Source organism: Pseudosulfitobacter koreensis, assembly GCF_024733015.1.
Classification (GTDB): Bacteria; Pseudomonadota; Alphaproteobacteria; order Rhodobacterales; family Rhodobacteraceae; genus Pseudosulfitobacter; species Pseudosulfitobacter koreensis.
This window is the reverse complement of sequence record NZ_JANKJG010000009.1, coordinates 113,775-126,177: the sequence shown is the minus strand read 5'-3', so window position 1 is coordinate 126,177 and position 12,403 is coordinate 113,775. Positions and strand designations below refer to the sequence as shown.

General features: G+C 61.3%; 10 protein-coding genes and 1 pseudogene. 5 read left to right on the top strand and 6 right to left on the bottom strand.

What is annotated here, in order from left to right; translation table 11 throughout:
* The first annotated feature begins 59 nt into the window (after positions 1–59).
* The 4 genes from NTA49_RS12890 (at position 60) to NTA49_RS12875 (ending at position 3,933) form a co-directional block, all read left to right on the top strand.
* Entirely contained in the window at positions 60–1,190 is a 1,131-nt protein-coding gene (locus NTA49_RS12890; RefSeq protein ID WP_258295200.1) for an ABC transporter permease, read from the top strand.
* Between the two features lie 4 nt (positions 1,191–1,194).
* The gene (locus tag NTA49_RS12885; RefSeq protein ID WP_258295199.1) at positions 1,195–2,163 is read left to right on the top strand and encodes an ABC transporter permease; all 969 of its coding nucleotides are present in this window, start codon (positions 1,195–1,197) and stop codon (positions 2,161–2,163) included.
* Positions 2,164–2,251: 88 nt separating this feature from the next.
* Positions 2,252–3,166 (top strand): sulfite exporter TauE/SafE family protein, encoded by a 915-nt coding sequence (locus NTA49_RS12880; RefSeq protein WP_261368311.1) that lies wholly within the window; start codon positions 2,252–2,254, stop codon positions 3,164–3,166.
* Entirely contained in the window at positions 3,166–3,933 is a 768-nt protein-coding gene (locus tag NTA49_RS12875; RefSeq protein ID WP_258295197.1) for a TIGR02186 family protein, read from the top strand. The genes NTA49_RS12880 and NTA49_RS12875 overlap by 1 nt, the downstream gene beginning before the upstream one ends.
* Before the next feature lie 4 nt (positions 3,934–3,937).
* On the opposite strand, the gene NTA49_RS12870 is transcribed toward NTA49_RS12875, so the two are convergent.
* The 6 genes from NTA49_RS12870 to NTA49_RS12845 all read right to left on the bottom strand — a co-directional run bounded on the left by NTA49_RS12870 (position 3,938) and on the right by NTA49_RS12845 (position 10,124).
* Positions 3,938–5,473, bottom strand: a complete 1,536-nt coding sequence (locus NTA49_RS12870; protein ID WP_258295196.1) for an ATP-dependent DNA helicase — start codon at positions 5,471–5,473, stop codon at positions 3,938–3,940.
* A 50-nt stretch (positions 5,474–5,523) separates the two neighbouring features.
* Positions 5,524–6,162 carry an acyl-homoserine-lactone synthase gene (locus NTA49_RS12865; protein ID WP_258295195.1) on the bottom strand — a complete coding sequence of 213 codons (639 nt, stop codon included), beginning with the start codon at positions 6,160–6,162 and terminating at the stop codon, positions 5,524–5,526.
* Between the two features lie 97 nt (positions 6,163–6,259).
* Positions 6,260–6,979, bottom strand: a complete 720-nt coding sequence (locus NTA49_RS12860; RefSeq protein WP_258295194.1) for a helix-turn-helix transcriptional regulator — start codon at positions 6,977–6,979, stop codon at positions 6,260–6,262.
* Complete coding sequence (locus tag NTA49_RS12855) at positions 6,927–7,130, bottom strand: hypothetical protein (RefSeq protein ID WP_258295193.1); 204 nt, start codon at positions 7,128–7,130, stop codon at positions 6,927–6,929. The genes NTA49_RS12860 and NTA49_RS12855 overlap by 53 nt, the downstream gene beginning before the upstream one ends.
* 212 nt (positions 7,131–7,342) lie before the next feature.
* Complete coding sequence (gene ccrA, locus NTA49_RS12850; protein ID WP_258295192.1) at positions 7,343–8,623, bottom strand: crotonyl-CoA carboxylase/reductase; 1,281 nt, start codon at positions 8,621–8,623, stop codon at positions 7,343–7,345.
* 136 nt (positions 8,624–8,759) lie between these two features.
* Entirely contained in the window at positions 8,760–10,124 is a 1,365-nt protein-coding gene (locus NTA49_RS12845; protein WP_258295191.1) for a 1-acyl-sn-glycerol-3-phosphate acyltransferase, read from the bottom strand.
* 178 nt (positions 10,125–10,302) lie between these two features.
* On the opposite strand from NTA49_RS12845, the pseudogene NTA49_RS12840 reads away from it, so the two are divergent.
* Positions 10,303–12,267 (top strand): annotated as a pseudogene (locus NTA49_RS12840) (methylmalonyl-CoA mutase family protein); the annotation flags it as partial.
* Between the last annotated feature and the right edge of the window lie 136 nt (positions 12,268–12,403).

Here is a 12,403-nt window from a genome sequence, read left to right as displayed (position 1 = left end):
GTCCCGCAGGGACGGGGGCAGCGCCCCCACGCGCCTGCCCGTCACCAAGGAGCCCACCAATGGACGTGATGCCCAAATGGGCCGAGGTGATCCTCGTGCCGCTGATTTCACTGATCCTTGCCGCGATCATCTCCGCGCTGGTGATCCTCGCCATAGGCGAAGACCCTATTGCCGCCGTCAAGTTGATGGTCTCGGGCGCCTTGGGCTCGACCTACGGCTGGGGCTATACGCTCTATTATGCCACGAATTTCATGTTCACCGGCCTTGCCGTCGCCGTCGCCTTTCACGCGCGGCTGTTCAACATCGGCGGCGAGGGTCAGGCGGCCCTGGGCGGTCTGGGCGTTGCACTGGCCTGTCTCTACATCCCATGGCCGCATTGGTCGCTGGCGCTGCTGGGTGCCATTGCGATGGCCGCCCTCTTCGGCGCGTTCTGGGCCGCGATCCCGGCCTATCTGCAGGCCAGGCGCGGAAGTCACATCGTGATCACCACGATCATGTTCAACTTCATCGCGGCCTCCTTGCTGAACTACATTCTGGTCAACGTCCTGCGCCCGACCGGCAGCATGGACCCCGCCACCGCCCGCTTTCCCGAAGCGACGCAACTGCCAACCTTGCACGAGCTTCTGGCGCCGATCGGCATCAGCTTTTCCAAGGCGGCGCCCGCGAACATCACCCTGCTGGTCGCGGTGCTGGCCTGCGTGCTGGTCTGGGCGCTGATCTGGCACACCCGTCTGGGGTATGAGCTGCGCGCCTACGGCCATTCGCAGAGCGCCGCGAAATATGCGGGCATTTCACCGTTCAAGATTACCATGATCACCATGATCATTTCCGGCGGGCTAGCCGGTCTGATGGCGATCAACAACGTCATGGGCGAGGCGGAACGTCTGGTGCTGAACGCAGTCGAGGGTGCCGGGTTCATCGGTATCGCGGTGGCCCTGATGGGCCGCAGCCACCCGTTTGGCGTATTCATTGCCGCGATCCTGTTCGGGTTTCTCTACCAGGGCGGTGCCGAGCTTGCGCTCTGGACGTCGATCCCACGCGAGTTGATCGTGGTCATCCAGGCGCTGGTCATCCTGTTCACCGGCGCGCTGGACAACATGGTGCGGATGCCGCTTGAGCGGATGTTCCTGGCCGTTCGCCGTGCCCGCAGCCCCAAGCCTGAACGCAAACCGATAGAGCCTGCGGAGTGACCTCATGGATTTCCTGACCCTGATCCAGCTGCTCGACAGCACCGTGCGTCTGGCGACACCGCTGCTGCTGGCGTGCCTTGCGGGCCTTTTCAGCGAACGCGCGGGCATCTTCGACATCGGCCTCGAGGGCAAGATGCTGGCCGCCGCGTTCTTTTCCGCCGCCATCGCGTCGGTCACCGGATCGGTCTGGCTGGGTCTGGCCGCAGGCATCGCCGCGTCGATGCTGCTCAGCGCGCTGCACGGCTTTGCCTCGATCACCTTTCGCGGCAATCAGCTGATTTCGGGCGTGGCTATCAACTTTCTTGCGGCGGGCCTGACGGTTCTGATCGCCCAGAGCTGGTTTCAGCAGGGCGGGCGCACCCCCTCGCTGATGGGCGGCGGACGGTTCACTCCGATCACCCTGCCCTTCGCCGATGCGGTGGCCGATGTGCCCTTCATCGGGCCGATCTATGCGGAACTGATCTCGGGCCACTCGATCCTGGTCTACATCGCCTTTGCCGCCGTGCCGCTGACCTGGTTCATCCTGTTTCGCACCCGCTTTGGCCTGCGCCTGCGCGCTGTCGGCGAAAATCCCGCCGCAGTGGACACAGCGGGCGTGTCCGTGGTCGGGCTGCGCTATGCGGCGATCGGTATTTGCAGCGTGCTCTGCGGCATTGCGGGCGCGTATCTTTCGACCGCGCTGCAGGCCGGCTTCGTCAAGGACATGTCCGCGGGCCGTGGCTATATCGCGCTGGCGGCGCTGATCTTTGCAAAGTGGCGACCCTGGTACGCGCTTTATGCGACCTTGCTCTTCGGCCTGTTCGGCGCGCTGGAAACCCGGCCAGACGTCATCACGTCCCTCACGGGCATGCGGGTTCAGGGGCAACTGCTCGGCGCCCTGCCCTATATCATGACCGTGATTATCCTCGCGGGCTTTGTCGGACGGGCGACGCCACCGCGGGCGGGCGGCGAGCCATATGTGAAAGAACGATAGGTCCAGTTCTCGTGAATTGTCGGTCCTGACAGGGGATGCTGCGGCGTAGCATATTGCGTTTCCCCCGACGCAGGGCATAAGAATGGGTATGCAAATATACCTGCCCATCGCGGAAGTCTCGGTAAATGCTTTCCTGCTCCTGGGACTTGGCGGTTTGGTGGGGATTCTGTCGGGCATGTTCGGCGTCGGCGGCGGTTTCTTGATGACGCCGCTGCTGTTCTTCATCGGCATCCCCCCGGCAGTGGCTGTGGCCACCAGCGCGAACCAGATCGTCGCGTCCTCTTTCTCGGGCGTATTGGCCCATTTCAGGCGGCGCACGGTGGATCTGAGGATGGGCACCGTGCTGCTGATCGGCGGCCTGATCGGGGCCGCTGCCGGTGTTGCCGTGTTCAACTATCTGCGGTCCATCGGTCAGGTCGATCTGATGGTGCGGCTTTGCTATGTGCTGTTTCTGGGCGTCATCGGCACGTTGATGTTCGTCGAAAGCCTGTCGGCTCTGCGCAAGTCCTCTTCTGGCAGGCGTCCCCAGCGCAAGAAGCACGGGCTGGTCCACAAGATGCCGTTCAAGATGCGGTTCCGCGTCTCCGGTCTCTATATCTCGGTGATCCCGCCCTTGTTGGTCGGGCTGGTGGTGGGCGTTCTGGCCGCAATCATGGGCGTCGGCGGCGGGTTCATCATGGTGCCCGCGATGATCTACATCCTGGGGATGCCGACCAAGGTGGTGATCGGCACCTCGCTGTTCCAGATCATCTTTGTCGCCGGTTTCACCACCATGCTGCACGCGACCACCAACTACACCGTCGATGTGGTTCTGGCCGTTCTGCTGCTGGTCGGTGGCGTGATCGGCGCGCAGATCGGCACCAACATCGGCCTGCGGATGAAGGCCGAACAGCTGCGTGTGCTGCTGGCGCTTCTGGTCATGGTCGTGTGCGGCAAGCTTGCGCTTGAACTGTTGTTGATGCCCTCCGAGCTTTATTCCATCGCAGCCACGAGGGCTGAGTGATGCGGGCGCGGCTCATATCGCTACTGGCACTGTGCCTCGCGACGGCATTTCCCGTATGTGCCGAACAGGTCATCCTGGGCCTGTCGAAGAACGAGGTCGCGATCACAGCCAGCTTTGATGGCTCGGAAATTCTGATCTTCGGCGCGGTCCGGCGCGAGGAGCCCATTCCCGAGGGCCCGCCGCTGGAGGTGGTCATCACTGTCGCAGGCCCGTCATTGCCCGTGACTGTGCGACGCAAGGAGCGCCGGTTTGGCATCTGGGTCAACACCGATGCGGTCGATGTGGACCAGGCACCCAGCTACTACGCTGTGGCGTCGAGCGGCCCTCTGGGCGAAGTGCTGACAAACATCGACGACCTGCGCTACAGCATTTCCGTACCGCGGGCGATCCGGTCTGTGGGCGCGCCGATGAACATCGAAGATTCCGGGGCCTTCACCGACGCGTTGATCCGTATCCGGGAAGACGTCGATCTCTACCAGATGCTTGAGGAAAAGGTCGTCGTGGATCAGCAAACCCTGTTCCGCACCTCGATCCAGCTGCCCGCGTCGCTGACCGAAGGCGGCTATGTGACCCGCATCTTCCTGACCCGTGACGGCAATGTCATATCGCAATACCAGACCACCATCGACGTGCGCAAAGTGGGGCTGGAGCGGTGGCTGTTCATGCTGTCGCGCAATCAGCCGCTGCTCTATGGTTTGATGTCGATCTTTATCGCCGTGGCCGCCGGTTGGGGTGCCTCTGCCGGCTTCACACTTCTGCGCCGCTGACGACTTAGAGAAATTCTTCGGGTGCTGCCAGATCGAGCGGGGCTGCGGGCACAGCTTTCAGATCGTCCACGCGCAAGGGCTCGGACGGTTTCGACAAGCGGTTGCGCACGACCCAGATCAGACGCTCCTGCGCGCGGGTGATCGCCACGTAGGCCAGCCGCTTCCAAAGCGGTTGCCCCGCCTCGACACGGCCCATGCGGGCGGCGACGAACAGATCGGGCGCGAACACTTGCACGGTGTTCCACTGGCTGCCCTGCGCCTTGTGGATGGTGACAGCCGCACCGTGCAGGAACGTGGCCCCCATCCGCGCGGCAAAGGGAATGAACGGCTCTTCCTCGTCGGGCTTTTCAATCTTGACGATCGAGGCTGCGGAAATCTGCGGATCTTCGGCCCCCACGACGTGCAGCCGTGAAAACCCCGGCTTGCGCCCGGCCCCCAGAAACACCACCTGTGCGCCCCGGATCAGGCCGCGTGCTTCCAGATCCAGCCGTTTCTTGCGGTGCTTCAATGGCAGTTCGATCCCGTCGCAGATCAGCGGCTCGCCTTCCAGCAGCGCATCCTCGGGCGCGCCATAGACGGTGCGAAAGGCGTTGATCAGGCGGATGCGCGTGGCGTTGCGCCAGACCAGAACCGGACTGCGCGCCATCAGGTCCACCTCGACCCGCTGGCCCCAGACGACACGCTCGTCGCGCTTTGACGCGTCCTCTACCATCTTCTCGAAATGGTGAAACTCCAGCGCGGGATCAGCCAACGCATGTGCAAGGTCAAGAATAGGATTGTCGGCGGCCTGACGGTGCACCCGGCTGAGGTTCAGCACACGCGGCGCAGGCAGCTTTTCAAACACCATCGTACCCGATTGGCCGACAGGCGCCAACTGCGCGGGATCGCCGAAAAGCAGCAGCGTGGGAAAGATCTCCTTCAGGTCTTCGAACTGCTTATCATCCAGCATCGAGGATTCGTCGATGAACCCGATATCCAGCGGCTCCTCCCGGCGCTTCCAGCCGGTGATAAAGTCGCTGCCGCGCAGTCCGGCGGCGGCCAGGGCGCCGGGAATGGACTTGTTGTTGGCATAGAACGCTGCCGCCCGGTCAAGAGCGTGTTCGGTCAGATCGGCGATGTCCGGGCGTTCGCCGTTGCCCGCCAGCCATTCCGCGATGCGCTCGTATTCCGGATCGTAGACGGGCGTATAGAGGATGCGGTGGATCGTGGTGGCCGGCACCCCGCGCAGACGCAAGACGCTGGCGGCCTTGTTGGTGGGCGCAAGGATCGCAAGCGTGCGCTTGTCCTTGCGCTTGCGCGATTCATAATCGCCAGAGACCACCTCGACCCCCGCCTGCTCCAGCGCCTTGTAGAGTTGCGCCAAAAGCAGCGTCTTGCCCGAACCGGCCTTGCCCGTTACGGCCATCACGGCGCTTGCCGAAGATTTTGGCGGCGTCAGCAATTGTTCGTCCAGGTCAATACCCGCGCCGCGCAGCATCTCGGTCACTGCGTCATAGGCCACGGCCTGGTCGTCGGAGAATGTAAGGGCCGTATCGGTCATGGCGCGACCCTAAAGCCGGGCTACGACGGGGGCCAGAGGGAAGGCGCCGATTAGCCGGTGCGGGCCAGGTTTTCTTCGTGATTTGCGCCAAACGAAAGGTCGAACCATTGACGCGACAGTTGGGCCGAGACGCCTGCGCGCTGCGCCACCGCCGCCTTGGCCGCGGGGTCGAACTGCCACAGGCCTACGCTGATCCGGTCGCGGCCTGCGCCCTGGCTGCCCAGCACCTCGGGCGACGATCCGATCATGCGGTAGATGCGGACCATGCGCGCGTCGAACACGCCGACAAAATGGTCGACGTCAAGGTTCTGCATGATCTCGCCGCCGCCCAGCATCAGGGCAGCGGCCACATGCGCACCCGCCCCGCGCGTCAGACAAAAACGTGTGCATTCCCAGATGCGCGGGCTCGCGATGCGCGCACCGCCCGTCAGATGGGCAAAGTGGTCGTTGACCATCACCGGCCCGGTGGTCGGCAGAAACCGCATTGATCCGCCGTGGCTGCCGTCAGGTTCCTCCCAGATCACGTAAAGCGGGTTCTGATCATCATAGTCGTCACGCTCGGCGCCAGTTTCGTCGACGTTGACCGCCCAGCCCAGCCGGCTTTTGAACTGGTCGGCGCGGTCCCGAAACATGTCCTCCCGCAACTTGGGAAAGGCATGAAGTTCGTGACCATAGATATAGCGCAGCATAAGCAAAGCCCCCTTGACTGAATGGACAATGGGGTAGCTGAGGCCGTGTTAACGCCGCTCAAAGCTTGCGTGCGGTATGCTGCGAAATCACGCAACGCTAGACGACGATCAGGCCCCTGCTCATCGCGCGGGCAACGGCGTGGGTGGTGTTCATCGCCCCCAGCTTGAACCGCGCGCTTTCGATGTAGACCCTCAGCGTATGCTCGGAAATCGAAAGGGTTTCGGCCACCTGCGCGCGGCTGTAGCCCATCGCCAGCAGCGTCATCGAGTCGACCTCGCGCGGCGACAGGCCCCGCGCCTGTTCCGGCCTGCGGCCCGGCTCGAACTCCAGCGCCTTTTGGTTGAACGCATGGGCGATCAGGATCAGCGCGCGGCGGTGCGTTTCGGTGAACGTGGCCCAAGCGTCGTCGTCACAGGTATGCGACACGGTGAACAGCGCGAACTGGCCGTTCGGCCCCCGGATCGGCACGGTGAACCCCTGGTTGCCGACGCCATATGCAATCGCCTCGGCCTGAAAGGCGCGCGCGCCCTTGCTGGACCAGTCCAGACGCTTCCACTCGACGGGGTGAAAGCGCTGGTAGCAGCCGATGACGACCGGATCGACGCGCAGGTAATTCTGTTCGATATAGCGTTGCCGCCACGCGGGCGCGTAGGTCCCGCAGCCATATTGGTCACCCGCGCTGTCGACCCAGTGATAGATCATGTGCTCGACCGCGAAAACCTCGCAGAACGCTTCTATGACATTCTGGAGAACTTCCAGCGTGTCAGATTGCTCCAACCTCTCCAGCAACGCTACTATCTGCGCGTCCAGCGTCATGTTGCCCGCCCGTCAGCTCTGTTCTTCCGGCAATCTCGACCATTGCGATGATCGCGGTATCGTCCAGCTGTTCGGCCAGGACAGGCAAACCGTTTTCAATCGCAAAGGTCCGAAGATCCTTCAGAACGTCCAAAATCCAATCACTCTTCATCTTAAGGTCACCCTCATCTGGTTAACGGCAGGTTAATACAACTATAGCATGCGCCAAATCTCTTAAGATATTCACTGATTGTTACTCCCCAGAAACCGCGAGAGGGCCGCTGCCAAGCTGTTGAGTGCAAAAGACATGGCCCGGAACGCAAAACGCCCGCGAACCAACCGGTGATTCGCGGGCGTGATTTCAGCCGTGGTCGGTCGTCCAGATTATCGTCCGGCTTCCAAAGCGTCCTCGAACGTGCGCAGGCCGGTCTTGGGGGCCTGAACCAGAACCGACATGTTGCCGGGTTTGTGTTCGTTGCGCATCATCTTCATGTGGGCGTCGGGCAGATCGTTCCACAAGAAGACTTCGGACATGCAGGGGTCAAGACGGCGCTCCAGCATCAGGCGGTTGGCGGCGGACGCCTGTTTCAGGTGGGCAAAGTGGCTGCCCTGCAGACGCTTCTGGTGCATCCACATATAGCGCACGTCAAACGTAAGATTGAAACCGGAGGTCCCGGCGCAGATCACGACCATGCCGCCCTTTTTCACCACGAAGGTCGAAACCGGGAATGTCGCTTCGCCGGGGTGTTCGAACACCATGTCGACGTTCACGCCCTTGCCGGTGATGTCCCAGATCGCCTTGCCGAACTTGCGCGCCTCTGCGAACCATGTGTTGTATTCGGGCGTGTTGACCTTGGGCAGCTGGCCCCAGCAATTGAAATCCTTGCGGTTCAGAACGCCCTTGGCACCCAGATCCATCACGAAGTCGCGTTTGCTTTCGTCCGAAATCACACCGATTGCGTTGGCACCCGCGGTGTTGATCAACTGGATCGCATAGGACCCCAAACCGCCCGAAGCGCCCCAGACCAAGACGTTCTGACCGGGTTTCAGGTCGTGCGGCTCGTGGCCGAACAGCATCCGGTAGGCGGTGGCCAGCGTCAGCGTGTAGCAGGCACTTTCTTCCCAGGTCAGATGCTTGGGACGCGGCATAAGCTGCTGTGCCTGAACGCGGGTGAACTGGCTGAAAGAGCCGTCTGGCGTCTCGTAGCCCCAGATGCGCTGGCTGGGCGAATACATCGGATCGCCGCCGTTGCATTCCTCGTCGTCGCCATCGTCCTGGTTGCAGTGAATGACGACCTCGTCGCCGACCTTCCAGCGTTTGACCTTGTCACCGACCGCCCAGATGATCCCCGACGCGTCGGAGCCTGCAATGTGATAGGGCTGCTTGTGCCCGTCAAAGGGGCTGATCGGCTGGCCGAGCGCCGCCCAGACACCGTTGTAGTTGATGCCCGCAGCCATCACCAGAACCAGCACGTCCTGGCTGTCGAGTTCGGGCACATCGACGACTTCCTGCAGCATGGCCTTGTCAGGCTCGCCGTGGCGTTCGTGACGGATCGCCCATGCATACATCTGCTTGGGGACATAACCCAACGGAGGCATTTCGCCCACTTCGTAAAGGTCTTTCTCGGGTGCGTCGTATTGCGCGATGCCAGTGTCCAAAGCCATTCCAGCCTCCTTAACCATAGATGAAACGCCGCAGTGCAGAATCGCGACCGTTTAGCGTGAGATATTTCCGCACGGGTAATATTGCAACCACATTTGGTCCGTTTTTGTAATTTTATGACTTTGCGCGCGCAGAAATTCAGGGCGCAGGTGCAGCATTTTCATAGAAATGCGCGATTGAGTTGGCATAATACACCAGGACGTCCCGCTCTTCGGGGTTCATCGCGTAAAGACCATCTTTTTCAACGATCAGCCCGCGCCGCAGGATGTGGTCGCGGGCTTTCAGGCTGATCGCGCTGATCGAACTTCTGGACGCCAGAACATTGGTCTTGGCGGCGTGGATTTCCGTCTGCATCGCAGCCTGCAACGCGTCGGCGTCCATCGGCTCTGCCGCGTTCAGCATCACCCGCGACAGCACCGGCACGAACGACAGCGGCATCTCGTTTTCGATCCGGCGCATCAGATCGGCCGCCAGCGCCTGAATGTCGGGCTTGGGCGCATAGCTTGACAGGGCGACAGGCTGGCCAAAGACCACCGCCGCCTCGCCGAAGCGCACCTGCTTGCCGAACAGGCGCAGCCAACCCTTGCGGAAGATATAGAACAGAACCACCGAAATCCGCGCGCGGAACCGGCGGCTGCCCTCGTTGTTGGCCGAGATCAGAATGCGGTCTTCCAGCACCCGGTCGTAGTTGATCGCGACAGGCACGAACACCACCTCGCGGTCCGATTCCTCCCATGCCTCGACCACATAGGACAAAAGACCCAGCTTTGGCGGCATCACCTTGCCCGACAGGGACAGCCCGCCTTCGGGAAAAATCGCCTGCGTCGCCCCACCCACCGTCGCCATCTGCACGTAACGTTGCAGCACCCCGCGATAGAGCGCACCGCGCGACTTGCGCCGGATGAAGTAGGCACCCATCGACTTGATCAGCACGCTCAAGGGCCAGACCCGCGCCCATTCGCCCACCGCATAGGACAGCGCCGACGCGCGCGCGGCCAGATAGGTGACCAGCACGTAGTCCATGTTTGAGCGGTGGTTCATCACAAAGATCACGGTCGCATCCGGCGACACGTTCTTCAGCGCGGTTTCGTTCAGCAGACCGGTGCGCACATCATAGAGGGTATTGGCCAGGAACCGCGCCACCCGAATGCCAAAGCCGAAATAGGCGATGGCCGAAAAACTCGGCACGATCTCGCGGGCATAGCGCTTGGCCTGCTCGAACGCGACGTTCTCGGGCACGCCTTCCTTGCGGGCATGTTCGACGATGGCCTGCGTCACCTTGGGATCATAGACAAGACGCTGGATCATGTCGTGCCTGTGCGCCAGCTTGAACGGCTCGATGGGCCGGGTCAGCCGGGTGTTCAGCCGTTCCACGGCCCTCTCCAAACGCCGCCGGAAAAACCAGCGCACCGACGGCAACAGAAAATGGCTGAGCGCCGTGACCGTCGCAAACAACACGATCACGATAAAGAGCCAGAGCGGAAGTTCGATGGTTTGCGTCATAGGGTCACCCTTGCAGGCGAAGGGGCCATAGGACAACTGCCAACTGTCCGCGCGCGAAGATCGCGCAGCAGGGCCATGCCGCAACGCAGCGAATTGACACTACCCGAAAGTTTCATATAGCTAGGTTGCAACGCAATAATATTGCCCACGCAATTCACACCCAGACGAACGAGGCCCCTCGATGACACAAAAAGATCGCCCCTGGCTTATCCGCACCTACGCCGGCCATTCGACCGCCAAGGCGTCGAACGCACTGTACCGTTCCAATCTGGAAAAGGGCCAGACCGGCCTGTCCGTCGCCTTCGATCTGCCCACGCAGACCGGATATGACAGCGATCACATCCTGGCGCGCGGCGAAGTCGGCAAGGTCGGCGTGCCCGTGGCACACCTGGGCGACATGCGCACATTGTTCGACGATATTCCGCTTGAGCAGATGAACACCTCGATGACGATCAACGCGACGGCTCCTTGGCTGTTGGCGCTATATATCGCGGTGGCCGAAGAGCAGGGCGCGGATGTGGCCGGCCTGCAAGGCACGGTGCAGAACGACCTGATAAAGGAATACCTCAGCCGGGGCACCTATATTTGCCCCCCTGCCCCGTCGCTGAAGATGATCGCGGACGTGGCCGAGTATTGCTATAAGAATGTGCCGAAATGGAACCCGATGAACGTGTGTTCCTATCACCTGCAAGAGGCAGGGGCGACGCCGGAACAGGAATTGGCGTTTGCCTTGGCAACCGCCACGGCCGTTCTGGATGCGTTGAAACCCCGCGTTCCTGCAGAAGATTTTCCCGTATTGGTTGGGCGCATTTCGTTTTTCGTAAACGCCGGTATTCGATTTGTGACCGAAATGTGCAAAATGCGTGCCTTTGTTGATCTGTGGGACGAAATATGTGCGACCCGCTATGGGGTAGAAGATGCCAAATACCGACGTTTCCGTTATGGTGTTCAGGTCAATTCGCTTGGGTTGACCGAACAGCAACCCGAAAACAACGTCTACCGTATTCTGATCGAAATGCTGGCGGTCACCCTTTCCAAAAAGGCACGTGCGCGTGCGGTGCAATTGCCTGCCTGGAACGAGGCACTGGGCCTGCCGCGCCCTTGGGATCAGCAATGGTCGATGCGCATGCAACAAATCCTGGCCTTTGAATCCGATCTTCTGGAATTCGACGATCTGTTCGACGGCAACCCGGCGGTCGACGCCAAGGTCGAGGAATTAAAAGCAGGAGCACGCGCCGAGCTGGACAATCTCGACGGTATGGGCGGTGCGATTGACGCGATCGACTATATGAAGGCGCAATTGGTACAATCCAATTCCGACCGCCTGAGCCGGATCGAAGCGGGCGAAACCATCGTGGTTGGCGTGAACAAATACACCAACACCGAACCTTCTCCGCTGATGACCGAAGATGGCGGCATCATGACCGTGGACCCGGCGACCGAAGCCGACCAGATCAACCGCCTGGAAGACTGGCGCGCCACACGCGACCAGGCCGCCGTAGACGCGGCACTGGCCGACCTGCGTGCCGCTGCCGCCGCGGGTGAGAACATCATGCCCGCATCAATCACGGCAGCCCGCGCGGGCGTGACCACAGGCGAATGGGCGGCGCAGATGCGCAGCGTCTACGGCGAATATCGCGGACCCACGGGCGTGTCCGCATCCGTGTCGAACAAGACCGAAGGGCTGGAGGATCTGCGCAGTGCTGTCGATGCCGTCAGCGACAAGCTGGGCCGCCGCCTGAAGTTTCTGGTGGGCAAACCGGGGCTTGACGGTCATTCCAACGGTGCGGAACAGATCGCCGTGCGCGCCCGCGATTGCGGCATGGACATCACCTATGACGGCATCCGCCTGACCCCCGAGGAAATAGTGACAGCCGCACTTGAGCAAGACGCCCATGTGGTCGGCCTGTCGATCCTGTCGGGCAGCCACGTGCCGCTGGTCGAGGATCTGATGGACCGGATGCGAGAGGCCGGTCTGGGCCATGTGCCGGTGATCGTCGGCGGCATTATTCCAGAAGAAGATGCAAAGCGGCTTAAGGGTTTTGGCGTCGCACGGGTTTATACCCCCAAAGATTTCGAGCTGAATACGATCATGAAAGACATCGTAGCCCTTGTCGATCCCAAGGCGGTTGCAGCCGAATAGGCTGCCTGTTTCTATTATCACGAGAAAAACCGGGTATTTCATGAAATACCGGGCGTTTTTCTATGTCTTGAAACAAAACTACATCTTGCTAATCTGTATTAGGTAGGTAATGCAAATCACCTATCCTTATGAAAGG